At 63.2% G+C, this 23,615-nt stretch carries 26 protein-coding genes; 3 read left to right on the plus strand and 23 right to left on the minus strand.

The window, feature by feature from the left end:
- Window positions 1-2: 2 nt before the first annotated feature.
- Window positions 3-896: a LysR family transcriptional regulator gene (locus Q0P52_RS00790; protein WP_293759849.1), complete on the plus strand. Its 894-nt coding sequence runs from the start codon at window positions 3-5 to the stop codon at window positions 894-896.
- Here the strand turns inward: Q0P52_RS00790 and Q0P52_RS00795 are convergent.
- From Q0P52_RS00795 to Q0P52_RS00880, 18 genes are all read right to left on the minus strand, one after another.
- Window positions 880-1,800, minus strand: coding sequence for an alpha/beta hydrolase (locus Q0P52_RS00795; RefSeq protein WP_293759847.1), 921 nt, complete (start codon window positions 1,798-1,800; stop codon window positions 880-882). The two genes, Q0P52_RS00790 and Q0P52_RS00795, sit on opposite strands and share 17 nt — an antisense overlap.
- A gap of 128 nt (window positions 1,801-1,928) precedes the next feature.
- Complete coding sequence (locus tag Q0P52_RS00800; RefSeq protein WP_293759845.1) at window positions 1,929-2,510, minus strand: GNAT family N-acetyltransferase; 582 nt, start codon at window positions 2,508-2,510, stop codon at window positions 1,929-1,931.
- Window positions 2,511-2,685: 175 nt separating this feature from the next.
- Window positions 2,686-3,564: a phosphoribosylaminoimidazolesuccinocarboxamide synthase gene (locus Q0P52_RS00805; protein ID WP_293759843.1), complete on the minus strand. Its 879-nt coding sequence runs from the start codon at window positions 3,562-3,564 to the stop codon at window positions 2,686-2,688.
- Window positions 3,565-3,629: 65 nt separating this feature from the next.
- A complete protein-coding gene (locus Q0P52_RS00810) occupies window positions 3,630-4,040 on the minus strand; it encodes a VOC family protein (RefSeq protein ID WP_293759921.1) in 411 nt (136 codons plus the stop codon).
- Between the two features lie 7 nt (window positions 4,041-4,047).
- Window positions 4,048-5,178, minus strand: coding sequence for a 5-(carboxyamino)imidazole ribonucleotide synthase (locus Q0P52_RS00815; protein WP_293759841.1), 1,131 nt, complete (start codon window positions 5,176-5,178; stop codon window positions 4,048-4,050).
- Entirely contained in the window at window positions 5,178-5,666 is a 489-nt protein-coding gene (gene purE / locus Q0P52_RS00820) for a 5-(carboxyamino)imidazole ribonucleotide mutase (protein ID WP_293759839.1), read from the minus strand. The genes Q0P52_RS00815 and purE overlap by 1 nt, the downstream gene beginning before the upstream one ends.
- Before the next feature lie 117 nt (window positions 5,667-5,783).
- Complete coding sequence (locus Q0P52_RS00825) at window positions 5,784-6,626, minus strand: type II CAAX endopeptidase family protein (RefSeq protein WP_293759837.1); 843 nt, start codon at window positions 6,624-6,626, stop codon at window positions 5,784-5,786.
- Window positions 6,627-6,654: 28 nt separating this feature from the next.
- Window positions 6,655-7,404 (minus strand): tol-pal system protein YbgF, encoded by a 750-nt coding sequence (gene ybgF / locus Q0P52_RS00830; RefSeq protein WP_293759835.1) that lies wholly within the window; start codon window positions 7,402-7,404, stop codon window positions 6,655-6,657.
- A 98-nt stretch (window positions 7,405-7,502) separates the two neighbouring features.
- On the minus strand, window positions 7,503-8,033 hold the full coding sequence (gene pal, locus Q0P52_RS00835; protein ID WP_293759833.1) for a peptidoglycan-associated lipoprotein Pal: 531 nt from the start codon (window positions 8,031-8,033) through the stop codon (window positions 7,503-7,505).
- 29 nt (window positions 8,034-8,062) lie between these two features.
- The gene (gene tolB, locus Q0P52_RS00840) at window positions 8,063-9,343 is read right to left on the minus strand and encodes a Tol-Pal system beta propeller repeat protein TolB (protein WP_293759831.1); all 1,281 of its coding nucleotides are present in this window, start codon (window positions 9,341-9,343) and stop codon (window positions 8,063-8,065) included.
- 85 nt (window positions 9,344-9,428) lie between these two features.
- A complete protein-coding gene (locus Q0P52_RS00845; protein ID WP_293759829.1) occupies window positions 9,429-10,334 on the minus strand; it encodes a TonB family protein in 906 nt (301 codons plus the stop codon).
- Window positions 10,335-10,337: 3 nt separating this feature from the next.
- On the minus strand, window positions 10,338-10,745 hold the full coding sequence (locus Q0P52_RS00850) for a biopolymer transporter ExbD (protein WP_293759827.1): 408 nt from the start codon (window positions 10,743-10,745) through the stop codon (window positions 10,338-10,340).
- Window positions 10,746-10,901: 156 nt separating this feature from the next.
- The gene (locus tag Q0P52_RS00855; protein ID WP_293759825.1) at window positions 10,902-11,567 is read right to left on the minus strand and encodes a class I SAM-dependent methyltransferase; all 666 of its coding nucleotides are present in this window, start codon (window positions 11,565-11,567) and stop codon (window positions 10,902-10,904) included.
- 75 nt (window positions 11,568-11,642) lie between these two features.
- Window positions 11,643-11,822 carry a DUF3460 family protein gene (locus tag Q0P52_RS00860; protein WP_293759823.1) on the minus strand — a complete coding sequence of 60 codons (180 nt, stop codon included), beginning with the start codon at window positions 11,820-11,822 and terminating at the stop codon, window positions 11,643-11,645.
- Between the two features lie 96 nt (window positions 11,823-11,918).
- Window positions 11,919-13,412 (minus strand): sensor domain-containing diguanylate cyclase, encoded by a 1,494-nt coding sequence (locus Q0P52_RS00865; RefSeq protein WP_293759821.1) that lies wholly within the window; start codon window positions 13,410-13,412, stop codon window positions 11,919-11,921.
- Between the two features lie 148 nt (window positions 13,413-13,560).
- Window positions 13,561-14,292, minus strand: a complete 732-nt coding sequence (locus Q0P52_RS00870; protein WP_293759819.1) for a LytTR family DNA-binding domain-containing protein — start codon at window positions 14,290-14,292, stop codon at window positions 13,561-13,563.
- Window positions 14,280-16,004 carry a tetratricopeptide repeat-containing response regulator gene (locus tag Q0P52_RS00875; RefSeq protein WP_293759817.1) on the minus strand — a complete coding sequence of 575 codons (1,725 nt, stop codon included), beginning with the start codon at window positions 16,002-16,004 and terminating at the stop codon, window positions 14,280-14,282. Before Q0P52_RS00875 ends, Q0P52_RS00870 begins: the two co-directional genes overlap by 13 nt.
- A gap of 13 nt (window positions 16,005-16,017) precedes the next feature.
- Window positions 16,018-18,171 carry a UvrD-helicase domain-containing protein gene (locus Q0P52_RS00880; RefSeq protein ID WP_293759815.1) on the minus strand — a complete coding sequence of 718 codons (2,154 nt, stop codon included), beginning with the start codon at window positions 18,169-18,171 and terminating at the stop codon, window positions 16,018-16,020.
- Window positions 18,172-18,419: 248 nt separating this feature from the next.
- Here Q0P52_RS00880 and Q0P52_RS00885 point away from each other — a divergent pair, with 248 nt between their 5' ends.
- Window positions 18,420-19,190 carry a transporter substrate-binding domain-containing protein gene (locus tag Q0P52_RS00885; RefSeq protein ID WP_293813635.1) on the plus strand — a complete coding sequence of 257 codons (771 nt, stop codon included), beginning with the start codon at window positions 18,420-18,422 and terminating at the stop codon, window positions 19,188-19,190.
- A 26-nt stretch (window positions 19,191-19,216) separates the two neighbouring features.
- On the opposite strand, the gene Q0P52_RS00890 is transcribed toward Q0P52_RS00885, so the two are convergent.
- Window positions 19,217-19,510, minus strand: coding sequence for a hypothetical protein (locus tag Q0P52_RS00890; RefSeq protein WP_293759811.1), 294 nt, complete (start codon window positions 19,508-19,510; stop codon window positions 19,217-19,219).
- A 291-nt stretch (window positions 19,511-19,801) separates the two neighbouring features.
- Between Q0P52_RS00890 and Q0P52_RS00895 the strand changes: the two genes are divergently transcribed.
- Window positions 19,802-20,395 (plus strand): flagellar basal body L-ring protein FlgH, encoded by a 594-nt coding sequence (locus Q0P52_RS00895; protein ID WP_293759809.1) that lies wholly within the window; start codon window positions 19,802-19,804, stop codon window positions 20,393-20,395.
- On the opposite strand, the gene Q0P52_RS00900 is transcribed toward Q0P52_RS00895, so the two are convergent.
- The 4 genes from Q0P52_RS00900 to cysE form a co-directional block, all read right to left on the minus strand.
- Window positions 20,382-20,960 (minus strand): hypothetical protein, encoded by a 579-nt coding sequence (locus Q0P52_RS00900; RefSeq protein ID WP_293759807.1) that lies wholly within the window; start codon window positions 20,958-20,960, stop codon window positions 20,382-20,384. The two genes, Q0P52_RS00895 and Q0P52_RS00900, sit on opposite strands and share 14 nt — an antisense overlap.
- 113 nt (window positions 20,961-21,073) lie before the next feature.
- On the minus strand, window positions 21,074-21,916 hold the full coding sequence (locus Q0P52_RS00905; RefSeq protein WP_293759805.1) for a 2OG-Fe(II) oxygenase family protein: 843 nt from the start codon (window positions 21,914-21,916) through the stop codon (window positions 21,074-21,076).
- A gap of 104 nt (window positions 21,917-22,020) precedes the next feature.
- On the minus strand, window positions 22,021-22,806 hold the full coding sequence (locus tag Q0P52_RS00910; protein WP_293759803.1) for a DUF3658 domain-containing protein: 786 nt from the start codon (window positions 22,804-22,806) through the stop codon (window positions 22,021-22,023).
- Window positions 22,803-23,585 carry a serine O-acetyltransferase gene (gene cysE, locus Q0P52_RS00915; RefSeq protein WP_293759801.1) on the minus strand — a complete coding sequence of 261 codons (783 nt, stop codon included), beginning with the start codon at window positions 23,583-23,585 and terminating at the stop codon, window positions 22,803-22,805. Before cysE ends, Q0P52_RS00910 begins: the two co-directional genes overlap by 4 nt.
- Window positions 23,586-23,615: the final 30 nt, after the last annotated feature.

The raw sequence follows: 23,615 nt of genomic DNA on the forward strand, positions 1-23,615 counted from the left end.
CAATGATCGATGACCTGCGCGCGCTGGCCGTGTTTGCCAGCACGGTGGACAACGGCTCCTTTCGCGGTGCGGCAAAACAGCTGGGGCTGTCTCCTTCGGTGGTAAGCCACCATGTGGCGCGACTGGAAAGCCGGTTGGGCACGGCCTTGCTGTATCGCTCCACCCGGGCGCTGTCGCTGACCGAGGCGGGCGCACTGCTCTATCAGCACGCCAGCGTCATGCTGGCTTCCGCCCGCGAAGGGCTGGATGATGTGACCCGGATGCAGGCCCAGTTGCGCGGCACGCTCAAACTGACGCTATCCGCCTTTCTGGCGCGCCACCCGCTGCTGGGCTGGCTGGCCGAATTTGCCGCCGCGCACCCCGGCGTGGGCCTGCGCATGGACTTTTCCGATGACAAGCAAGCGCTGATCCGCGACGGCATCGATCTTGCCATCCGGGTGGGCCCGCTGGAGGACAGCAATTTGCGCACGCGGCGACTGTTCAGCCTGCAACGTTGCCTGGCGGCGTCGCCCGCCCTGTTGCGCGAGCGCGGCCATGCAGCCTCTCCCGAAGCGCTCGCCGACTGGCCGTGGATAGGCCTGAGCATGCGGGCCGACCACAAGACGCTGCGCCATGCCGAACTGGGCGACAAGCACTTTCGCATCCGGCCGCGCGTGGTGGTGAATCAGGTGGATGCCGCCTGCCAGTTGGCGGCTGCCGGGGCAGGTTTGGCCACCCCGCCGCTGTTTCTGGCGCAGGCAGCACTGGAGAGCGGCGCGCTGGTCAATCCCCTGCCCGGCTGGGCGCCGCCGCCGCTGGAGGTGCAGGCGGTGTGGCCGGCAGGCGGCGCGGAAAGCCTGGCGCGACGATTGGCGGCCTGGCTGGCCGAACGGGCCGAGACTAGGCCACTCGTTTGAGCCAGCCGAGCAAATCCGCCATCACTTGATCGCGATTGCTTTCGTTGAGCATTTCGTGACGACCGCCCGGATAAACCCGGGTTTCCACATCACGCAGCCCCGCCGCCCGATAGCGGCGCGCCAACTGCCCCAGCGCCAGCTTGCCCTGGCTGACCGGATCGCGACTGCCAGCCAGCAAGTAAACCGGACAGTCCTTCGGCAAACCTTGCCCCGCCGCCTCGCCCGCTTCCATGGCGATGATGCCGCCAAACAGGTCATGCCACAGCCCGGGAGCCGGGTCGCCGCCGCACAGCGGGTCGGCAATGTAGGCGTCCACCTCGGTCGAATCGCGCGACAGCCAGTCCATGCGCGTGCGGGTGGGCATAAAAGCCAGGTTGAAACTGCCAAACACCAGTTTGGCCATGAAGGGGCTGGCTTGCTGCCAGCCGCGTCGCCTGCCGTCCCAGGCCGCCAGCTTGCGCAGGATGGCCGCCAGCCAGCGCTGCCGATAGCCGGTAGACGACAAAACCAGACCGGCCAGCCCTTCGCCATGACGCAGAAAATAGGCGCGGGCGATGAAGGAGCCCATGCTGTGACCCAACACCACCAGCGGCAAACCGGGGTGGGCTGCCTCGGCGTGGCGGCGTACCGTGTGCAGATCCGCCACCACCCTGTCCCAGCCCTCCTCTTCGGCAAACCAGCCAAGACGCCCCTCCTGCGCGGCCTGCGCGCCATGACCGCGATGATCATGGGCATACACGGCGTATCCGGCCGCGTTCAGCGCCAGTGCGAAGCGATCATAGCGGGCCGCGTACTCGCTCATGCCATGCGACACCAGTACCACGCCGCGCGCAGCCGTGGCCGGCAACCAGTGGCATAGCGGCACGTCCTGGCCATCTTCGGCCCTCAATCGGGAAAGCTGCATGATGTTTTTCCTCGTGGCCGGTCGCTCGGCATCCGTACAAGCCTTGCCGCGTTTCGGCAGGCATTGCACAGTTGCTCCGGCACCCGCTCAATAGGCGGCGCTGTCGCGCCTTATGGTTGAACCGCTACTCATGCCAGCATGGTGGCGGGATCGAACTGCTCGTTGATGAGCGAAGTCAGCACGTGATCGCGCCATTCGCCGTTGATGAAGAGATAGCGCGCCGCCTGGCCTTCTTCCACAAACCCCAGCCGCTGCAACAAACGACCGCTGCGCAGGTTGGCCGGCTGGTAGTTGGCCTGGATGCGATGCAGGCGCAAATCGTCGAAGGCGAAACGGACCAGCTCGCGCAAGGCTTCGGCCATCAGACCCTTGCCCTCCTGCTCGCGGTCGATGCTGTAGCCAAGATGACAGGCCTGAAACACACCGCGCACGATATTGGTGAAGCTGGCCATGCCGATGACGGCGTCCGGCGCACCGCGCAGCGTAAGCAGATAACGCGCCGTGCGCCCGTCCTCCCAGCCTTGCGCCGATTGGCGCAGTTGCATGGTCCAGTACAGCTCGGTGAAAAACATGTCGCCGGGTTTCGGGTCCCAGGCGGCCAGATGCTGGCGATTGCGCACCTGATAATCCAGCACGGCGCGGGCAAGGCCGATATTGGCGGGCAGCAACTGGAGATGTTCGGTCTGCAAAACAGGCTGGGATGCGGGCATGGCGGTGCGGGACGATAGCGGTGACAAGGCCTCAAGACTACGTCATCCGCCGGCAGGGCAGCAATACGGGTTGCGCATTCCGCGCCGGCTCGCCGGGCAGCGTCGGGAAAGCTTGGCCGGACAAGCAGCAAAAACGCCCGGCAAGCCGGGCGTTGATGGATGTTGGCCGAAGCTGTTAGCCGGTGAGGCGTTCCAATGCCTCGCGGTACTTGGCGGCGGTTTTTTCGCGCACGTCCAGCGGCACTTTCGGTGCCGGAGCTTGCTTGTTCCAGCCGGAGGCTTCCAGCCAGTCGCGCACGAATTGCTTGTCGAAGGACGGCGGGTTGCTGCCTTCGGCATAACTGTCGGCCGGCCAGAAACGGCTGGAATCCGGCGTCAGCGCCTCGTCCATCAGCACCAGCGTGCCGTCTTCGTCCAGACCGAACTCGAACTTGGTGTCGCAAATGATGATGCCGCGGCGGGCGGCGAATTCAGACGCGGTTTTGTACAGCATGATGGCGGTGTCGCGCACCTTGGCGGCCAGCTCGGCGCCGACGATTTCCTCGCAACGCTCGTAGCTGATGTTTTCATCGTGGTCGCCCACGGCGGCCTTGGTGGACGGCGTGAAAATGGGTTCCGGCAATTTGCTGGATTCTTTCAGGCCGGCTGGCAGTTGCAGGCCGCACACCGTACCGGACTGGCGATATTCCTTCCAGCCGGAGCCCGCCAGATAACCACGCACCACGGCCTCGATCGGCACGGCCTTCAGGCGCTTGGCCACCACCGCGCGGCCTTCCACTTGCGGCAGGTCTTCGGCCGACACCATCTCCTCGGCCTTGTCGCCGGTGAGGTGATTGGGCACTACGTCTTTCAGAGTGTCGAACCAGAAATTGGAGATGGCGGTCAGAATCTGGCCCTTGGCCGGAATGGGATCGTCCAGGATGACGTCGAAGGCGGACAGGCGATCGGTGGCGATCATCAGCATGCGCTTGTCGTCGATCTCGTACAGGTCGCGAACCTTGCCGGAGTAGATCTTCTTCAGGCTCTTCAGATTGGTGGTAGTGATACCGGTCATGACACGTCTCTCATCAAATTGATCGTTTTGATTCCGGCGCGGTGCGGGCAGTCCGGCGCCGCGCCTCAGTCAAACCATTGCATGCCTGCGTAGGGCTGCTGCCTGCAGGCGGCCAGGCGCCTCTCCAGCGAGCCAGCGTGCAGCTCGAGCAGGTGGCCATCCGGATCCCGGAAGTAGAACGACGCTCCCTCGCTGCGATTGTCCTTGCAAGCAACGATGCCCAGCGCCTGCAGCGCGGCCACCGCATCGGCGAATTCCTCCGCCTTTACGCTGAAGGCGGCATGGGTGTAACCCGCCCGAATGCCGCCGGCAACGGCGTCGTCCTGCGACAGGCACAGCCAGGCGTCTCCCCACAGCAGATAGCCGCCGCCGTCCCAGCGGGCTTTTGGCCTGACTCCCGGCAAGGCGGTGTAGAAGCGCCAGGCGCGTTCCAGATCCGCCACCGCCAGAGTCAGGTGATTCAGCCCGGCCACCATCACGGCCTTACAGCGTGTCCTTGAGGGCCTCGGCCTGCTCCAGCGCGGCGTCGGCGCTGGCCGCCATCACGTTGAAGTGGCCCATCTTGCGGCCCGGGCGCGCCTGTTTCTTGCCGTACAAATGCAGCTGGGCATTAGGGGTTTCCGCCAGCACGTCCCAGTTGGGTTCGCCGCCGTCTTCCTTCCACACGTCGCCCAGCAAATTCACCATCACCACCGGGCTGAGCAGATCGGTTTTGCCCGGCAACAAGCCGCACATGGCGCGCACTTGCTGCTGGAACTGATCGGTCAAACAGGCGGTAAGCGTGTAGTGGCCGGAATTGTGGGGACGCGGGGCCATTTCATTGACCACCAGCGTATCGTCGCCCAGCACGAAGAACTCCACGGCCAGCACGCCAACATAATTCAGCTCTTCGGCCAACCTGACAGCCATCTGCTGCACCTGTGCGGCCAGCGCGGCGCCGATGCGGGCCGGGACGATGGAGACATCCAGAATGCCGCCCTCGTGACGGTTTTCCGCCACCGGAAACACGGCCACCTGGCTGGCGCTGGTGCGGATGACGATGGCGGACACCTCCAGTTTGAGGTCCATCATCTTTTCCAGCACACAAGCCTGGCCACCCAGATCGGCATAGGCGGCGCGCGCCTCCTCGGCGGTGCGTACGCGCACCTGGCCTTTGCCGTCATAACCCAGACGCGCGGTCTTCAGGATGCCCGGCAGGTAGGGAGACAACTCCACCTGGATGTCGGCCACGGTCTCGATCGCCAGATAGGGCGCGGTGGGCAAACCCGCCTTGCGCACCCAGGCTTTTTCCGCGATACGGTCCTGCGCGATGGCTACGCAATCGCCGGACGGCGACACGGGCACGCGGCGCGCCAGCTCGCGCATGGCGTCGGCGTTGACGTTTTCGAATTCGGTTGTGACCGCGGCGCAGGTATCCGCCAGCGTTTTCAGCGCGCCGGCGTCGTTGAACGGCGCGCACAGATGCACATCGGCAAACTGCGCGGCGGGCGCGTTTTGGTCCGGGTCCAGCACAGTGACGCGGTAGCCCATGGTCTTGGCGGCCATGGCGAACATGCGGCCCAGCTGGCCGCCGCCGAGAATGCCCAGCATGGACGGCGGCAGAATGGCGCGCATCACAGCACCTCCGGCAAGGTCATTGCCAGCACGGTGTCTTCCTGACGCTTGCGGAAAGCCTTGAGCTGTTCGGCCAGTTCGGCGTTGCCGTTGGCCAGCATGGCCACGGCAAACAGGGCGGCGTTGGCGGCGCCGGCTTCGCCGATGGCGAAAGTGGCGACCGGAATGCCCTTGGGCATTTGCACGATGGAAAGCAGGGAATCCTCGCCGCGCAGGTACTTGGACGGCACCGGCACGCCCAGCACCGGCACATGGGTCTTGGCCGCCAGCATGCCCGGCAGGTGGGCCGCGCCGCCGGCGCCGGCGATGATGGCCTTCAGACCGCGCGCTTCGGCGGTTTCAGCGTACTGGAACAGGAGATCGGGAGTGCGGTGGGCGGAGACGACGCGGGTTTCAAAGGCGATGCCGAAGTCTTTCAGAACGCGCGCGGCGTTTTGCATGACTTCCCAGTCGCTGTTGCTACCCATCACGATGCCGACTTCAATCATGGCGGTGAAGCTCGCAGGGAGGAAAAAACAGGGATTTTACCCGAGTCGGCGGGTGGTCAGATACGGTTTTTTATTTTCAGATCAAGACATTTGCCACAGTCCGGCCAAGGGCCCCGCTCAATAGGCAGCCAGACGCGGATAGGTAAACAGCAAGAGATGCGCCAGATTGAAACCCGCGTGCGCCAGCGCCGCCAGAAGCACTTGGCCGGTGGCCGCGTACACCAGCCCGTAACCCAAACCGGCCAGCGAAGCCAGCATCATCCAGCTCCAGCCGCCGGCCAGATGCGCCCCGCCAAACAGCAGCGAAGCGGCAATCAGGGCCGGGAAGGGTTCTACCCGGTTCTGCAGCCAGCGCTGCGCGCCGTGGCGAAACAGCGCCTCCTCCGGCAAGGCCACCAGAAACACATTGGCAAACAGCCAGGGCGCCAGCCAGACCGGCCACTTGGGCGCAAAAGACACCATGCCCATCACCTGCGCCAAGGCCAGGGTCAGCGCCAGCAGCAAGCAGCCCACCCAGGCCACGGTCGAGCCCCAGGGCTTGCCGGCAAGACCGGCCTGCCCGGCGCCGCAGAGCAGCAGCCAGCCGGCCAGGCCTTTGTCGAAGCTCCAGTACAGGCGGAACACCTCGCTGTCCGGCGTAGCGCGCCCCTGCCACAGCAGCGGATTGGCGTAGCCCGGCAGCGCGTGCAGCGCGATGGTCAGCAGCAAGGCCAGCCAAATCAGCCGCCACTCCAGCCTCGGCGCAAAGCGCACCAGACCGGTGAGGATCAAGGCCGCCGCCACCGACAATAGCCCCAAGGGCTGCAACAAACCGGACAAGGCCGCCACACCGATGGCAAGCGCGCCGCCAAACCAGCCCACGCGCTCCAGACGCAGGCACTGCGCCAGCATGGCCAGCGCCAGCAGGACGAAGGCCGCCAGCATCGGTGGCGGCGGGTGGGGAATGGTGGCGAGGTTCATCAGGAAAACGGGGCCGGAGCCCCGTTGCTTACATCTTGGTGAGCTGCTCGCGCGCTTTCTGCGCGGCGGAGCTGGAGGGATACAGCTTGATCAGGCGCTTGAGCGTGGCTTTGGCGATGTCGGCCTGCCCCAGATCGCGCTGGCAATTGGCCACGTTGCGCAAGGCGTCCGGCGCTTTGGCATTGTCCGGATACTGTTCGGCAAACCGGCGATGGATATCGATGGCGGCGTCGTACTGGCGCTGCGCGGTATGCGCCACGCCCAGCCAGTACATCGCGTCCACGGCCTGCGGCGAGGCGGGGTTCTGCTTGATGAACAGCTGCAAGGCGTCAACGGCGCGCGGGAAATCGCGGCTGCGCAGCAAATTCAGCGCCTTGTCGTAATCCGGGCTGGCTTGCGTGTCGGCGGCGGCGGGGCCACTGGCTGCGCCCGGCTGGCTTTGCGCGGCGGCATTGTCACGGCCAGCGTTTTCCAGATGGCCCAGACGGCCGTCCAGATCGGCATAGAGATCGTTCTGCCGCTTCTGGGTGGTTTGCAGGTTGTAGTTCAGCACTTCCACATCGCCGCGCAGTTTGGCCACTTCGGCTTTCAGGCTGTCCACCTGATTCACCATCTCCAGCAGCTTTTCATTGGAGAGCTTGCTCTCCACCTCGGTCAGGCGCGTGGAAGCCTGACGATTGACCTGATCAATCTGACGACGGGTTTCTTCCAGATCGCTGGTGGAAGCGCAGGCACTGAGCAGCAACAACAGCGCGGCACTGAGGGCAAGCCGTTTCATGAGCGGGGGTTTCCGGTGGTTGCGGGAACAGGTTGGCCGAACATCATACCAAAATCCCATTGGCGTGATGCCCGGCCAGCGTTCGGCGAAAAGCCGGTTTATTCGCCGTTGTACAGAATATCGGCGCGGCGGTTCTCAGCGAAATCCGCCTCGGTATTGCCGGTGGCCTTGGGCTTTTCCTTGCCCAGGCTGACGGCTTCCACCTGATTGTCCTTCACGCCCAGCACTTCCAGCGAGCGCTTCACGCTTTCGGCACGGCGCTGACCCAGACCCAGGTTGTACTCGCGGCTGCCGCGCGAGTCGGTATTGCCCTGGATGATGACTTTGCGGTCGCCGTGCTCTTTGAGGTAACCGGCATGCGCCTCAACGGTGGGCTTGTCGCTGCTCTTCACGCTGGAGGAGTCGAATTCGAAATAAACGCTGCGCTTGGCCAGCGGGCTGTTCGGATCATGCAGCGGATCCACCTTCATCTGACCCTGATTGGCGGCGCCAGTGTCCACCGGGGCCGTAGTCTGGCCGGAGGCGTTGCTGCCGCTGGTTACCGGAGCCGGGGTTTCCGGTTTGGTGCTGGCGCAAGCGGCCAGCAAAGTCACGGTTGCGGTACCCAGAACGAGTTGTTTCCAGTTCATGCCTTCACTCCTCAAGTCGGTTAGCGGGTTTAGGGGTTATTGAACGGACCCCATGACGGGTCCTGCACATCGCCGTTGATCACTGCCAGTTTCATTCTGCTGCCACCATCCACATTGGCGGCGTACAGCACGCTCTTGCCGCCGCTCTGGCTGGCGTAAAGCACCATGCGGCCATTGGGCGCAAAGCTCGGACGCTCGTTGTAGCCGTTTTCGGACAGCTGTCGGGTGTCGCCGGTGGCGAGATCTTTCATCATCACCTTGAAGCTACCGCCCTCGCGACGAATCCAGGTCAGCGTCTTGCCGTCAGGCGACACGCGCGGGGAGACGTTGTAACCGCCTTCCCAAGTGACCCGCTGCGCCGGACCGCCGTTGACGTCGCTGCGGTAAATCTGTGGGCCGCCGGTGCGATCGGACACAAAATAAAGCTGACTGCCGTCCGGGGTGAAAGCAGGCTCGGTATCGATGCCGTCGCTATAGCTCACCCGGCGCGGCGAACCGCCGGCCGCGCTCACCACATACACTTGCGAATTGCCTGTAGTGGTCAGCACCACCGCCAGCCGGCTGCCGTCCGGGCTCCAGGCAGGGGCGGAATTGCTGCCCTTGAAGTTGGCCACTGCCCTGCGGCTGCCGGTAGCCAAGTCCTGCACCCAAACCACGGGTTTCTTGCTCTCGAAAGAAACATAGGCCAGACGACGACCGTCCGGGCTCCAGCTGGGCGAAATGATCGGCTCCTTGGAGCGCAGGATCGTCTGCGCGCGCTCGCCGTCGATATCCGCCACTTGCAGCAGGTAATCCCGGCCTGCTTTCAGCACATACACAATGCGGGTGTTGAAGATGCCCTTCTGCCCGGTAATGGCTTCGTAGATCATGTCGGCGATGGTGTGCGCCACTTGCCGCGCCCGATCCGGCGACACGGTGAACTCACCGCCGGTCAGCTGCTTCTTCTGCGCCACGTCCATCAGCCGGAAGCTGATCTTCACCTGCCCATCAGCCGCCGGCTCCACTTTGCCGAAGGCCACGGACTGCGCGCCGGCGCTCTGCCACAAGGGATAGCGCACATCGGCCGGCTCGTAAGGCACATTGGCCACCGAAACGGCATCGACGATGCGGAAAGCGCCGGACAGATTCAGGTCGTTGCGGATGACCGGCGTCAGCGGTTCGCGCACGCGGCTGGTTTCATCCTTGAACGGCGTGACGGCGATAGCGTGGCGATTGGCCCCCCCGCCGACGATTTCCACCACGATTTCCGCTTGCGCGGCGCTGGCGGCAAACAGGACAACAGTCAGCAACAGCTTTAACAGAGTGCGCATGCTTGGCATGAGTTCCCTCAAAAACACGAATTCATCATCAAATCATGATGTACTGGTTAACGCGGCTTCCGGGCGATGGATGACATCAGCCCGGACGGAATTTCAACAAGGGCTTGCGATAGTCGCCGCCAAAGGACGCGCCCGCCGGCAAGGACGGGAAGGTGCGCGCTTCCATTACCGCCCGCTTCACGGCCTCGTCATAGGCGGGATTGCCACTGGATTTCACCATTTCCACGCTCTGCACTTCCAACGTGGGCAGCAGTGTGACGCGCAATTGCACTTCCTGCGTGGGCTTGGCGTTGGGTGGCACCTGCACCAAGGGGTGGATCTTGGCCTGGATGCGGGTGATCCAGCCGGCGGCAGCTGTGCTGGAACCGTTGGCCGAACCACCAGCCACGCCATTGGCGCTGCCGGCCTGATTGCTGCGCGCCGTTGCCTTGTGGGTGGTATCGGTACTATCGAGCGAAGCCAGCAGATCATTGGTGTCGTCGCTGTAGGCCTTGGCCGGTTTGCTGCCCTTGCCGGGCGCATGGGCGGCTGGCGGCTGCGCTACCGGCTTGGCCGGCTTTTTCTCCACCACCGGCGCTGGCGTGGGTTTGGCCGGAGCCTTTTCCGCCGGCTTGGCCGGTTTCTCTTCTTTCTTCACCGGCTCAGGCTTCTTCGGCGCCGGCTCCGCTTTCTTTTCCGGCGGTTTCTGCACCAGCTTTTCCGGCGGCGGCGTCTTTTCCTTCTTGCCCAGGTTCACCTCGGCCGGCGGCTGCACCGGCGGCGGGGGCGCCGGCTCTGCTCTGGGCGCGGCTTTTACCGGCGCGGGCACGCTGACTACCGGCGGCGCGGACGGCGCGCTGGTCCACAGCTCAAGCGCCAGCGGAGCCTGTTCGACTGGCTGGGTTTTATTGAGGCCAGCCCACAGCAACACGGCGATGAACAGGCCGTGCAGCAGCACGGAGCCAAGCAGGGACCAGCGCGAGGAAATCGCTTCGCGACGCATTGCTCAGTTCTTTGCCTTGACGGTGAGAGCGACGCGCTTGATGCCGGCTTCGTGCAGCTTGTCGGCCACGCGCACCACATCCTGATATTTGAGGTTGCCGTCGGCGGTGATGGCGACCGGGCGGTCGCCGATCTTCGGCAAACCCTTGAAGTGGGCCAGCAGTTCTTCCAGCGAAGAAACGGTAGTTTTCTGGTCGTTGTCGGTGATGTCGAAGCGGTTTTCCGCTTGCAGCACCACTTCCACCGGGCGGGTATCCAGCGCGGCGGCGCGCGACACGCTGGGCACGTCGATGACGCCGGGCGTGAACATCGGGGCGGTCACCATGAAGATGACCAGCAACACCAGCATGACGTCGATGTAGGGCACCACGTTCATCTGGTTCATCTGACGGCGGGGACGTCGATTGAGCATGACAGGTCTGTTCGTAAAATCAGGGAATCATCATAGCACCGGCTTCCTGTCCGCCGAATGACAATGAGGAAGCCAGTCTGACCGCCGGGCCGCGCGGAAAGTTCGGCGGTCTGGCAAGGTTTGCCGAAGCGGGATGCGCTGACGGGCAAGGTGCCCTTACAGGCGGGTGCACAGCGTGAGGCCGTCGCCCACCGGTAGTACGGCATGACGGATGCGCGGATCGCGCGCCAGCTCGTCGTTGAAGGCATGCATCAGATGCACGCCCGGCGGGTCTTCCGGCTGCGGCGATACGACGCGGCCGGAAAGGAAGATGTTGTCGATGGCGATGACGCCTCCGGGGCGCACCAATTGCAGGCAAGCTTCGTAGTAATCGCGATAGGACGGCTTGTCGGCATCGATGAAGGCGAGGTCGAACTGCCCCGCCATGCCTTCGGCCAACTGTTGCTGCAGGGTGGACAACGCCGGTTGCAACACCAGTTCGATCTGCCCGTCCACGCCAGCTCTGGCCCAGTAATCCCGTGCGATGCTGGTAAAGGTGTCGCTAACGTCGCAGGCCAGCGCGCGGCCGGCCGGCCCCATGGCCAGCGTGACCGCCAGCGCGCTGTAACCGGTGAATACGCCGATCTCCAGATAACGGCGCGCGCCGATCAGGTGGGCCAGCCAGCCCATGAACTGGCCTTGCTCCGGTGCGATCTGCATCTTGGCCATGCGGTGGCCGGCGGTAAATTCGCGCAATTCGCGCATCACCGGATGTTCGGTAAGGCCGATGCGCAGCAGGTAGTCATGCAAGGCGCCATCCATCGGCACGGTACGACTGGTCATGAGTTTCCGTTCAGAAATGACAAAACGCCCTGAGCGGGCGTTCAAGGTTGACCGAAGCCCAGGCGGGCCGGCGACTTATTCCGGCTGGTAGACGTAGGGCTTCTGCGCCACGCGGGATTCTTTCCAGCGGCGCTGGTCTTCCAGATCCACCTTGCGGTCCCACAGGGTCAGGCGCAGATCGCGGCGCTGCTGCTCCACTTCCGGGTGCTTGTCCAGGTAGTCGTTCATGAATTTGGTGAAGTCGGACTGATACATGGTGGTTTCCCCTGATAGATCGGGCGATTCTAATGCATCTGCCGGCGCGCGGTCACGCGCCGCGCCCACTAGGCGACGGGAATGCCACAACCGGCCTCAGCGCGCTACCGCCGGGGTCTTGTCGCCGTACATCTTGCGATCCGCCGCGTCCAGCAGCTCGTCGATCAGCACGCCGTCTTCCGGATAATAGGCAATGCCGATGCTGACGCCCAGCGAGATGGCGTGACCCTCCACCTCGAAAGGCTGCTGGATGGCGTGCTTGAGACGCTCCGCCACCTGATCTGCCTCGTTGCCGGACACCACGTCCTCCATCAGCAGCACGAACTCGTCGCCCCCCAGCCGCGCCACTGTGTCTTCGGCGCGCATCACGCTCAGGATGCGCGCCGCCACCAGCTGCAACACCTTGTCGCCAATGGCGTGGCCGTAACGATCGTTCACCGGCTTGAACCGGTCCATGTCGAGAAACAGCACGGCCAGCTTTTTCTGACTGCGTTGCTGGCGCGAGACGGCGTGCTGCAGACGGTCGTAGAACAGGTTGCGATTGGCGAGGCCGGTCAGCCGGTCATGGTTGGCCAGATGGAAAAGATGATCTTCGCGAGCGCGGTAATGCCGCTGCTGCCGCCAGTAGAAACGGGCCGCCAGCGCAATCAGCAGCAGCATGACCACCGACACCAGCAGGATGCTCACCCGCTCAAACACCGACAGCACCGACCAGCCCAGGCGCCAGTCCAGACGCACCACCAGCGGCTGGGTATCATCGCCGACATGTTGCGTCAGTTGCAGATGCGGCAAGCCCAGCGTCTCGAACCAGTGGCGCGGCGCAGCCGGCTGGTCGACAAACAGTTCCGGCTGCAGCCGGCTGTCGCGTTGATGCCAGATTTTCAGTCCGACGCCTTCGGGCAACAGCAGCGTGGCCGGCTTCAAAGCGTCGGCGCGCACCACCATGGCGATGAAGCGATCGTTGACGCCAACTTGTCTTGGCAGGGCGCGAATCAGCAGATAACCGCGGTAGCCCTCGCGCAGCATGAAAGGCAGGGAGGTGGCGGTACGCCCGCTAAGCTGGGTTTCCTGCAAGGCCAGCCGCAGGTGGCGATCATGGGAAATATCGGTGCCGAGCAAGGGTTTGACGTTGTCCGGCAAGGGCTGGATGGAAACAAGGCTGTAGAACGCCGGTTGGGCTGGCAGAGGGAAGACCACCGCGCCGTCTTCCGGCCGGTAGGCATGCAGCTGAAAACCCATGCCCCAACGCACGCGCTGACGCGCTAGCCAACGCTCGCGATCGGCATCCTCTACCCGCTCGATACGCTCCAGCGCCGTCAGTTGCGGGTAGCGCGCCTGCATCTGGCTGACAAACAACTGCTCCTGCCGCGCGATGTCGCGCTCTCGCATGCCGCTGAAGGCGGCGAAGCTGTCCAGTACCGTCTCGTCGGCCAGCGCCTGCTGGGTGATCTGCTCTTCCAGCCGCTGCGCCAGCGCCGCCAGCTCCTGCTCCGCGCCCAGCACCGCGCGGCTGATGAATGCCGTGGCAATCAGGGCGGTGAGCAGCAACCAAAGCAGGAAGCCGCCCAGCAGCAGCAGTCGCATTCTCATGAAGTCGGGGCCGGAAAAGGATGGGCGCAAAAGCGAAGCCCTGATTCTATAAGACGGGGCCCGCTTTTTTCAGGTTTTGCCGCGCAATCCGGGCAGCGGTACGTAGTTGCACCTAGCCGAAAGTGTCACAGCATCAGCCGAAACATGGTCAGGAGGAGGTCTGCAGCGCCATGCGCAGGGCAGAAAGTTGCCGACGACTAACGGGCAAGGGTTGCGGCATGTCGCGCAGGAACACCATCCATTGCTCATCTTGCGGCGGCCCGACGCGCTCGATGCGCAGCACGGCGTGGCGCATCACCAGACAATTGCGATGGATGCGCAGCACGATATCGGGCAAGCGGGATTCCAGACTGGTAAGCGATTCGTCCAGCAGATACTCGTCGCAGGCGGTGACCAGCGTGACGTACTTCAGCTCGGCTTTGAGATAGCGCACATCGGAAAACGGCACCAGCAGCATGCGGTCGCGATGGCGCACAGAGAAATGCGGTTCGGGGGCGGGCGCTTCGCCGCAGCGTCGCGCCGCGCGTTCCAGCGCCTGACGGAGACGCTCCAGCCGCACCGGCTTGAGCAGGTAGTCCACCGCGTCCAGCTCAAAAGCATCCACCGCATGGTTTTCGTGCGCGGTGGTAAACACGACTTGCGGCACCAGCGGTTGGGTCCGCAGCTTCTGGGCCAGCTCCAGCCCGTTCATGCCGGGCATGGAGATATCCAGCAGCAGGACATCGGCCGGGTGGCGCTCCAACCAGCGCAAAGCGTCCTGACTATCGTCCAGTGCGGCAACCGCGCGCGCGCCGCACTGCGCCACCAGCGCCACCATGCGGTCCCGCGCCGGCGGTTCGTCGTCCACCACCACCACCCGCAGCCTGTCTAGAGCACCCATTGCGGCTTACCCATTTTTTCCACCAGCATGCGCCAGGCTTTGAGAATCTTCTGGAACTTGTTGTTGGTGGGTGCCTCGGCGCGCACCTTCACCAGCATGTCGTAAGCGCGACGCATGTGGCTTTCGTGCCAGCCGTTGCCGTGCACATAGGCCATGGTGGCGTTGACCAGGTTGAGCATCACCTGCACGTTGTGCGGCATTTCATCGTGCGCTTTGACAAAGCGGTCGATGGCCGAGTCAAACTGCCCGGCCTGGGCTTCGCGCACGGCCTGGTTGTTGAGCTCCAGCACCGACTGCACATTGTCGGCGATCAGCTGGCGACCTTCATCGCCCAGGCCCATTTCTTCAAACAGGCTGCCAATATTGGACAACAGCTCTTCGTTGTCGTGATTATTGCGCACAAGACTGCGCATGGCGGCATTGCCTGCATCCTGTTTGCCTTGCGAAAAACAGGCGCGGGCGAATTCCATCTGCGCCTCCGCCGGCAGATCGTCCTGCAGGCGATCAAATGTGGTTTGCGCATCGGCCAGCAGGCTGCGCGCCTTGTCGCGGTTGCCAAGCTTGGTCTGCAACTGGCTGTCCACCACATTGCACATCCATTCGCCCAACTCGTTGTAACGGTAATCGCGCCGCAGATTGCCCAAGGTCCGACCGGCGGCCCCGGTTTCACCGCGCGCCATTTGCACCCTCGCCAGCATGGCATAGTGGGTGGGGCTGCGGTGCCAGGTGTATTTGGCGATATTGAGAGTTTCCTGGCTGGCCTCTTCGGCCGTTTCCAGATCGTTGTTGAGCAGCGCCACTTCGGCCAACTGCTTCTGCCGCCTCAGCACCACCGGCGACAGGTCCGTAGCCTTGTGCAGGGTGGATTGCGCGCCGGGCAGGTCGTGATTGATGCGATGCAGCTTGGCCAGCCAGTCGTAGGCTTCCATGATGCGATCGTTTTCGGTAAGCACTTCTTCAAACAGCAGGCGCGCCTCGTCGTACGATTTCAGCCCGGTCAGCGATTTGGCCAGGCCCAGCTTGGCCCAAGGCAGCGCCTTGATGCGCAGCACATCCATGTACAGGCCGCGCGCGGTGTCGTAGTCGCCGATTTTCTGCGCCAGCGAGCCTTTCAGCTTCATGAAGTCCAGCGTGAACTCGCTGCGTTCGGCAATCTTGCGGCTGCAAGTATCTATGGCGGCCAAGTATTCGTGCCGCATGATGGCCTCGTCCACCGCCTTGAACGCCTCGCGGCGGCGCATAGCCTTTTCCAGCCGCTGGCTCAGCACTTCGCCGGTGAAGGGCTTGAGGAGATAGTCGTCCGGCGCCAGTTCGGCGGCGGAAATCACGCGCTGGGAACGGCGCTCGCCGGTGACGATCATGAACACGCAGGACTGTTTGATGAGGTTGCGCTCCTTCACCTCTTCAAACAGGTAGAGCCCGTCATAGCCGTTGCCCAGATCGTAGTCGCACAACACCACGTCGAATTCGAACTTGGCCATTTTGGCCAGCGCGTCGCCAGCCTTGCTGGCGTACTCCACCTTGTCCGCGCCGAAAGACGCCAGCGTCATCGCCAGCGCGCGCTGCATTTCCGGCAGGCTGTCGATGATAAGGAACAGCCGGCTGCCGTACGGATCCTGATAGGAAGTCCGCTGGGCAGGTTTGTCAGCCTGAACCAGGCTTTGGTAACTATTGGAAATCGGCGCGTCGCTCATGACGTTATCTTGGTCCATGCCGGCCGGTCTGTCACCCACCGACCGTGAGTTTGGCGTAGCGCAGGTCCAGCCATTTGAGACCATGCTCGGCGAAATTGATCTGCAAGCGCACATCGTCGCCGCCGCCTTCGGCGTTGATCACCACCCCGGCGCCGAACTTGGCGTGCGTCACCGACTGGCCGATGCGATAGGCCGAACCCGCCCCATCGCGACTTTTGGGCGCGGCTGCCGGCGCGTCGTTCATCCACGGTGCGCGCGCCGGCGCGGCCGGCTTGGAGCGGGACGAGATTTCATGCAGCAATTCGCCCGGAATCTCGTCAACAAAGCGCGAACGGATGGGGTAGCGGCTCTGCCCATGCAGCATGCGGCTTTGCGCGCAGGACAAATACAGACGCTGGCGGGCGCGGGTGACCGCCACATACATCAGCCGGCGCTCTTCCTCCAGCCCCTTGGCGTCGCTGAGGCTGTTTTCGTGCGGGAAAAGCCCCTCTTCCAGGCCGGTAACGAACACCGCATCGAACTCCAGACCCTTGGCGGCGTGCACCGTCATCAGCTGCAGCGCTTCTTCACCGGCTTCGGCCTGATGCTCGCCTGCTTCCAGGCTGGCGGCGGTGAGGAATTCAATCAGCGCCATTTCCGGCACGTCCGGCATGAAGCCCACGGCGGCGTTGACCAGTTCGTCCAAGTTGGCGAGGCGCTCTTCGCCTTCTTTCTTGTCCTGCTCGTACATGCTGCGCAAACCGGAATGGTCCACCGCCAGGCTGACGCACTCGGCCAGATTGGCCCCTTCGGACTTGGCGCGCAGTTTTTCAATCAGCAGGACAAACTCGCCGATCTTGGCGGCGGTGCGGCCGCCGCCGGCCGAGCACGCTGCCTGCCACAGGGTAACGCCCTGTTCGCGGCTGGCGGCCTGCAAGCCTTCGATGGTGCGGGCGCCGATGCCGCGCGCCGGCACATTGATGACGCGCAGTAGGGCGTTGTCGTCATCCGGGTTGGCCATCAGTCGCAGGTAGGCCAGCGCGTGTTTGATTTCCTGCCGCTCGAAAAAGCGCAGCCCGCCGTAAATGCGGTAGGGCAGCTGGGCGTTGACCAGCACGTGCTCGAGAATGCGCGACTGGGCGTTGGAGCGGTACAGGATGGCAACGTCGGACAGCGCCACGCCCTCTCGCTTGAGGCCGCGCACTTCATCAACGATGAACTCCGCCTCTTCGCCATCCGACCAGGCTTCATACAAGCGCAGTTTTTCGCCGTCGCCGGCGTCGGTCCAAAGATTCTTGCCCAAGCGGCCGTCGTTGCGCTCGATCAGCGCGTTGGCCGCATTGAGGATGTGGCCGGCGGAACGGTAGTTTTGCTCCAGCCGCACCGGCTCCGCCACGCTGAAATCATTCAGCAAGGCGCGCATATTGCCCACGTCCGCACCGCGGAAGGCGTAGATGGACTGATCGTCGTCGCCCACGGCGAACACGGCGTTGTGTTCGCCCGCCAGCAGCTTGAGCCAGGCGTATTGCAGGCGGTTGGTGTCCTGAAATTCGTCCACCAGAATGTGGCGGAAGCGGCCCTGATAATGTGCGCGCAGGGCTTCGTTGGCCGATAGCAGCTCAAAACTGCGCAGCAACAGCTCGGCGAAATCCACCACGCCTTCGCGCCGACATTGCGCGTCGTAGGCGGCGTACAGTTCCAGCAGCTTGGCCTCGTAAGGCGTCATCGGCGGCGGCATGCGCTCAGCGCGCACGCCAGCTTCCTTGTTGCCGTTGATATAGCTTTGCACCGCGCGCGGCGGGTATTTTTCGTCGGACAGTTCGAGGCTTTTCAACAGGCGCTTGATGGCGGCCTGCTGATCGGCGGAGTCCATGATCTGGAAGGTTTGCGGCAGGCCGGCATCGCGGTAGTGGGCGCGCAGGAAGCGGTTGCACAAGCCATGAAAGGTGCCTATCCACATGGTGCGCACGTTCACCGGCACCATGCCGCCCAAGCGGGTGTGCATTTCCTTGGCGGCCTTGTTGGTAAAGGTGACCGCCAGGATGCCCGAAGGATTGACCTGCCCGGTGGACAGCAACCAGGCGATGCGGGTGGTCAGCACGCGGGTTTTGCCGCTGCCCGCCCCGGCCAGCACCAGCGCGCTCTTGGCGGGCCAGGTGACGGCGCGCAGTTGTTCGGGGTTGAGGCCGGCTAACAGATCACTCATTGGGGCGGTCCAGAAATTGCGTCAAAGCGCCATTTTACACGAGAGCCCGGCTGATTCCTTCGGCCAACATCCCGGCCTGCCCGGCGGCCGCTGTTCGCTCCGCGTCATTACAATGTCTTGAAACACCAGTAAGATGACCGCCAGACGCATAAGATGATTTTCCCGCCAATATCCCTGCTGTACCTGTGGGAAAACATCGGCTACTTTCTATCCGGTATCCGCTATCCCTGTCCGCCATGCTCCGCTCCATGCTTATCGGCACAGCCTTGTCGCTTTGCCTCGCCTTGCCCGCCTTTGCTGCCGACATTGCCGCTTACACGGAGGAGCTGCCGCCGCTGAATTACCAGCGACAGGATCAGGTGGCGGGCTTCGCCAGCGATTTGCTGGCCGCCATGGCGGACAAGGCCGGGCTCTCGGTCAGCCGGCAGGTGCTGCCTTGGCCGCGCGCCTACGCCATGGTGCAAAACACGCCCGACACGCTGCTGTACAGCACGACGCGCACGCCGGAGCGCGAGGACCAGTTCCGCTGGGTGGGCCCGATCGGCCAGCGCCGCATCTATCTTTATCGTCTGGAGCGGCGCAAGGACATTCGCCTGCACACGCAGGATCAATTGCTGCAGTACCGGGTGAGCGCCATGTTTGAATCCGCCTCGCAAAAACGCTTGCAGGAGATGGGGCTGGTGCTGGACAAGGAGCTGGACGTTGGCCGAAGCGATCTGGTGAATCTGACCAAGCTGAAGGCGGGCCGGGTGGACATGGTGGCCATGCTGGACTGGGCGATGGCCTGGCAATTGCCGCAGGCCGGCATGAAGCCGACGGACGTGAAGCCCGCCGCCCTGCTGGACGGCCGTCATCAGTACTGGTTCGCCCTCAATCGGCAAACCTCCGAGCTCAAGGCGCAACGCCTGCAAGCCGCGCTGGATGGCCTGGTGAAAAGCGGGTTTGTCGACCACTTGCGCCAGCGATACCTGGGTAAGGATGCCGCTCCCGCGGATCTGGCGGATTTCAGCCGCCCCTGAGACCCGCCCAGAGGCGACGCTGGCCATTACACGTAAGTGTTGATGGCTTGACCCACACGCATCAAGCCGGCTTCAACGCTGTCTACGCCGCTGGACACTGCCGATTCCACCGTATCCAATCCGCCGTACAGGGCCGAGCCCAACTCCTGCGCGCCGGTGGAGAGCGATGCGCCCACCGCCTTGGAGCCGTCCGCAATCGCATCCCCCACCGAACTGAGCGTAGAGGAGAAACTGTCGGCTGCCGCCTGCAGGTCTTTTTTGGTCTGCGCATAACCGGAATAATTTGTTACGGTTTGCGTAGCACTGCTGATGGTGGTCATGACTCACCTCTTCTTTCGAAAATTTACAAGATTTAAATCCTATTTACAGCACACTGCCATTCAGAGCGTATTGAATTTCAAGCTGCTTCACTACCGGATTTACATATCATTACTCTTTTTTTCAGCCTGCAACATCAATTAACAAAGCAATATGAATAACATGGGAGCACAAATAAAACCCTGAGAGAGAATAAATTGAAATCACCGTTAATCGGCGCATCCGCTTCTTTAATAGTCTGCATATTTATCAACGGCTGCTCTTCAACCCCTCAGTCATTGGTGAGCGCGCCAATGCATATCCGCCCGCAATATATCCCTACCGCTCTGGAAGAAAGCCCCGGCACCATCTATCAGCCCAACCGGGCCATGTTGCTGTTCGATGAGCCCATTGCCAGCCATGTGGGCGATACGCTGAAGATCAACATCGCGGAAAACCTCACCTCCAGCAACGACGCCAACACCAACACCTCACGCAGCAGCACCCTGTCCGAGCAGGGGCCGGGCGCGCTGTCGTCCATGGGCGGCCTGCTGAAAGAAATCTTCGATTACAGCGGCAAGGCAGCCGGCAGCGCCACGCTCAAGGGGGTGGGGCAGGTCAGCAACAAGAGTCAGATCACCGGCAGCCTGATTGTCTCGGTCGTGGAAGTGCTGCCCAACGGCTACATGTCGATTGCCGGCGAGAAAGCCGTAGCGGCCAGCGGCAACACCACCGTACTGCGCTTCTCCGGCGTAGTGAACCGCCGCGACATCAAGGCTGGCAACGTGGTGTCGTCCAGCGATGTGGGCGATGCGCGCATCGAACAAGTGGTGAACGGCGTGGCGACGGATGTGGCGACGCCGGGCATGATGCAGCGCTTCTTTGCCGGCCTGATCAATTTCTGGTGATGACGGGGCGCGCCTTCGCGGCGGGCTGTTCGGCGGCGGCGCTTTCTGCCGCAAACATTTTCTGCAGCAGCGGCGCCAGCTTCTTCGGGGTCGAGGTCCACTTGTCGTAGGCCAGGCTGTCCACGCTGTACGCCGCCGTGGCAACCACCTTGCCGCCCTGCTTGAGAAAAAGATTGATGTCGCTGATGTAAGGCGCCGCATTATCGCTGAACAGGGGCGTGGCCCATTTGGTTCTCACATCGTATTTCATGATCTCCGGGCAATCGCCGGGCGCCATTCCCGCATCGTAAACACGACTGGCGATACTCATGGCCTGTAGCTGCCTTTGCAGTTCCGGCAAAAAATCACTGGCGATGACTTGTGAATTCCACTCAATGCAAACCGCGCTGGTTTTGTCTTTTTGAAACACAACAGCGGATGTGCCTATATTAGGCGCCATATTCGACACCATACTGACTGCGGAGCTGGCCATTTGCACGCTAGTAGCAATGGGAGAAGTAATCAGCGAACACCCGCCAAGCCCTATCGTCAGCGGGATAATATAAATAGCACAAACAGATTTCACGGCCGGCATTCTAAAAACAAAACCGTGCCACCCTAGCAGCAAATAAAAATGCCCCGAAGGGCATTTACAGCAAATTACAATAAACAGGAAGGTTTTACACCTTCCCGCTGGTTTTACATTTTTACGCCCAATTCGCGCAGCCGTTCATCAAGATAGCTGCCGGCCGTATGACGCTCGGACAGCATCACCTCCGGGCGCGGATGCAGGAAGAGCGGCAACGAAACGCGGCTCTTGCGCGCGCCCTCGCCCACCGGGTTCACCACCCGGTGCTGGGTAGACGGGTAGTAGCCGCGCGAGGCCTCTTGCAGCATGTCGCCGATATTGATGATCAGCATGCCGAAATCACAGGGCACATCCACCCATTCGCCATCCTGGCCTTGCACTTGCAGGCCCGGCTCGTTGGCGGCCGGGAGAATGGTGAGCATGTTGATGTCGCCGTGAGCAGCGGCGCGCAGCGAGCCGGCCGGCTCCTCGCCGGTGAGCGGCGGATAGCGCAGCACGCGCAACAGCGTCTGCTGGCTGTTTTCAATCATGGCCGGCAGCGGTTCGGTGTAGCCGGCTGCGATGTCGGCCGGGGTGTATTCCTGCACCCAGCCCAGCAGCTCTCGCGCCAAGGCGTTGGCCCCGTCGTAATAGCGACGGGCGTCTTCGGCCAAGGCAGGCGGCACTCGCCCCCAGGGGTAGATGTGGAAGTATTCCTTGATGTCCTTCAGGCTGGCGCCCTTGGCGGTTTCGGAAATCTCGGGAGAGAAATATCCATCCTGTTTTTCCACGGAAAAGGCGTAGTCATGCTTTTCCGGCGTATTGAAGAAGGCCAGCCAGTCGGCGTAAATCTTCTCGACCAGTTGCTGGTCGATAGGGTGGTTCACCAACACGCCGAAGCCGGTTTCATGCAGGGAGCGGGTGAATTGTTCGGCAGCATCGGCTGCGCGATAGTCGACAACGCGGACGTTCATGGGTGGGAATCCTTGCGGAAGGCGGCCGTCAGGCAAGATCGGGACGGGCCACGGCGGCGGATTTTACCCGCGCCGCCGCCCTACGCAAAGCCGCGCAGCGAGAATCAGGCCAGCGCCGCGCGCGGCGGGCCTTCCGGCTGCGGCGTCAACGCCACACGCCCGGCTTCGGCCAACATGGACAGCCGCCAGAAGAGATAAGTATCCGGCACAAAAGCGGACTGATGCCGCCCCATCACCACGCCCACCACCCGGGCGGCGGCCTGCTCGCCGCCGTCGCGCAATACGGCCAGCAAGGCGTCGTCAAAGCAGTCGGCCGCCAACTCGCTTATCGCCTGTCCGGTCAACTCGCGCCAGCCGCGCCCGGTCTCCTGCCAGTACGCCCATTCAGCGGCATGGCACTCCCGCTCCGCCACCGACAACAAGCGGGCCTCGCTCAGCAAGGGGCGCAGCGCGTCCTCGTCGTACATGCCCAGCGCCACATGACCGTGATGGCTCGCCGCCACCTTGCCGCTGACCTCCACCACCGACAGCGGCTGGCTGGCGTGGGCGTGGGCGCAGGCCATGTCCAGCAGCAAGCGGTCATGCGCGCCGTCGCCCAGCCACAGGCACAGCGGCTGACGTTGGCCGAAGGCGAGAAACAGCCGTTTGCGGCACTGCCAATAGGCTTGCAGGAAGGCTTCGTCGATGTCCGGCAGCCAGCGCATCGACCACCACAGCCGGTTCCACCAGGCCACGCGCGCCTGCGGATCGATGGCGTCGGCATCCGCCAGCGGGCCGTGGGAGAAGTCTTCCATCACCTCCAGCACCTCGTCCTCGGGCAACATCGCGCGCAGCGCCTCAGCCGCCGATGGGCCGGTCAGCAAATGCAGGAGGCCGTTTTGCCCGTTCACACGCGTTGATCCATATCCAGCGAGGGCATGCCCTGATTGGCTTGCGCCACCACCCGCGCCGGCACGCCGGCCACGGTGGTGTGCGGCGGCACATCCTCCAGCACGACGCTGCCGGCGCCCACCTTGGCGCACTCGCCCACGCGGATATTGCCCAGCACGGCCGAGCCCGCGCCCAGCATCACGCCGTCGCCGATCTTGGGGTGACGGTCGCCGCGCTCCTTGCCGGAGCCGCCCAGCGTCACGCCGTGCAGCATGGAGACATTGTTGCCGATGACGGCGGTTTCACCCACCACCACGCCGGTGCCGTGGTCCAGCATGATGCCGTGGCCGATACGGGCGGCGGGGTGGATATCCGCGCCGGTAACTTCGGAAATGCGGTTTTGCAGGAACAGCGCCAGCGTCTTGCGCTCTTCGCGCCACAGCCAATGGGTGATGCGCTGGCTCTGGATCGCGTGAAAACCCTTGAAGTAGAGCAAGGGGGTGGAATAGCTGTCGCAAGCCGGGTCTCGCTCGAAACAGGCGCGGATGTCGGCACGCGCCGCTTCGCTGATCTTGCAATCGGATGCCAACGCTTCGCGGAACAATTCCATCAGCGCGCGAGCGTCCATGACCGGACTGGCCAGCTTGCTGGAGAGATGAAACGCCAGCACGTCTTCCAGCGTGGCGTGACGCAAAACGGTCATGTGCAGGAAGCTGGCCAGCAAAGGCTCGTCGCGAGCGGATTGCTCCGCCTCCTGCAGGATGGCGCGCCAGAGGGCGTCGCCGTGAGAATCGGTCATGCTTGCTGCTCCGTAACGACAAGGCCCGGC

Source organism: uncultured Aquitalea sp., from assembly GCF_945957525.1.
In the GTDB taxonomy this organism is placed as follows: Bacteria; Pseudomonadota; Gammaproteobacteria; order Burkholderiales; family Chromobacteriaceae; genus Aquitalea.

Excerpts from the sequence above, each read along its gene's own strand:
- Q0P52_RS00790 (WP_293759849.1), top strand. The coding sequence starts at position 3 with ATGATCGATGACCTGCGCGCGCTGGCCGTGTTTGCCAGCACGGTGGAC.
- Q0P52_RS00795 (WP_293759847.1), bottom strand. The coding sequence starts at position 1,800 with ATGCAGCTTTCCCGATTGAGGGCCGAAGATGGCCAGGACGTGCCGCTA.
- Q0P52_RS00800 (WP_293759845.1), bottom strand. The coding sequence starts at position 2,510 with ATGCCCGCATCCCAGCCTGTTTTGCAGACCGAACATCTCCAGTTGCTG.
- Q0P52_RS00805 (WP_293759843.1), bottom strand. The coding sequence starts at position 3,564 with ATGACCGGTATCACTACCACCAATCTGAAGAGCCTGAAGAAGATCTAC.
- Q0P52_RS00810 (WP_293759921.1), bottom strand. The coding sequence starts at position 4,040 with ATGGTGGCCGGGCTGAATCACCTGACTCTGGCGGTGGCGGATCTGGAA.
- Q0P52_RS00815 (WP_293759841.1), bottom strand. The coding sequence starts at position 5,178 with ATGCGCGCCATTCTGCCGCCGTCCATGCTGGGCATTCTCGGCGGCGGC.
- purE (WP_293759839.1), bottom strand. The coding sequence starts at position 5,666 with ATGATTGAAGTCGGCATCGTGATGGGTAGCAACAGCGACTGGGAAGTC.
- Q0P52_RS00825 (WP_293759837.1), bottom strand. The coding sequence starts at position 6,626 with ATGAACCTCGCCACCATTCCCCACCCGCCGCCACCGATGCTGGCGGCC.
- ybgF (WP_293759835.1), bottom strand. The coding sequence starts at position 7,404 with ATGAAACGGCTTGCCCTCAGTGCCGCGCTGTTGTTGCTGCTCAGTGCC.
- pal (WP_293759833.1), bottom strand. The coding sequence starts at position 8,033 with ATGAACTGGAAACAACTCGTTCTGGGTACCGCAACCGTGACTTTGCTG.
- tolB (WP_293759831.1), bottom strand. The coding sequence starts at position 9,343 with ATGCGCACTCTGTTAAAGCTGTTGCTGACTGTTGTCCTGTTTGCCGCC.
- Q0P52_RS00845 (WP_293759829.1), bottom strand. The coding sequence starts at position 10,334 with ATGCGTCGCGAAGCGATTTCCTCGCGCTGGTCCCTGCTTGGCTCCGTG.
- Q0P52_RS00850 (WP_293759827.1), bottom strand. The coding sequence starts at position 10,745 with ATGCTCAATCGACGTCCCCGCCGTCAGATGAACCAGATGAACGTGGTG.
- Q0P52_RS00855 (WP_293759825.1), bottom strand. The coding sequence starts at position 11,567 with ATGACCAGTCGTACCGTGCCGATGGATGGCGCCTTGCATGACTACCTG.
- Q0P52_RS00860 (WP_293759823.1), bottom strand. The coding sequence starts at position 11,822 with ATGTATCAGTCCGACTTCACCAAATTCATGAACGACTACCTGGACAAG.
- Q0P52_RS00865 (WP_293759821.1), bottom strand. The coding sequence starts at position 13,412 with ATGAGAATGCGACTGCTGCTGCTGGGCGGCTTCCTGCTTTGGTTGCTG.
- Q0P52_RS00870 (WP_293759819.1), bottom strand. The coding sequence starts at position 14,292 with ATGGGTGCTCTAGACAGGCTGCGGGTGGTGGTGGTGGACGACGAACCG.
- Q0P52_RS00875 (WP_293759817.1), bottom strand. The coding sequence starts at position 16,004 with ATGGACCAAGATAACGTCATGAGCGACGCGCCGATTTCCAATAGTTAC.
- Q0P52_RS00880 (WP_293759815.1), bottom strand. The coding sequence starts at position 18,171 with ATGAGTGATCTGTTAGCCGGCCTCAACCCCGAACAACTGCGCGCCGTC.
- Q0P52_RS00885 (WP_293813635.1), top strand. The coding sequence starts at position 18,420 with ATGCTTATCGGCACAGCCTTGTCGCTTTGCCTCGCCTTGCCCGCCTTT.
- Q0P52_RS00890 (WP_293759811.1), bottom strand. The coding sequence starts at position 19,510 with ATGACCACCATCAGCAGTGCTACGCAAACCGTAACAAATTATTCCGGT.
- Q0P52_RS00895 (WP_293759809.1), top strand. The coding sequence starts at position 19,802 with ATGCATATCCGCCCGCAATATATCCCTACCGCTCTGGAAGAAAGCCCC.
- Q0P52_RS00905 (WP_293759805.1), bottom strand. The coding sequence starts at position 21,916 with ATGAACGTCCGCGTTGTCGACTATCGCGCAGCCGATGCTGCCGAACAA.
- cysE (WP_293759801.1), bottom strand. The coding sequence starts at position 23,585 with ATGACCGATTCTCACGGCGACGCCCTCTGGCGCGCCATCCTGCAGGAG.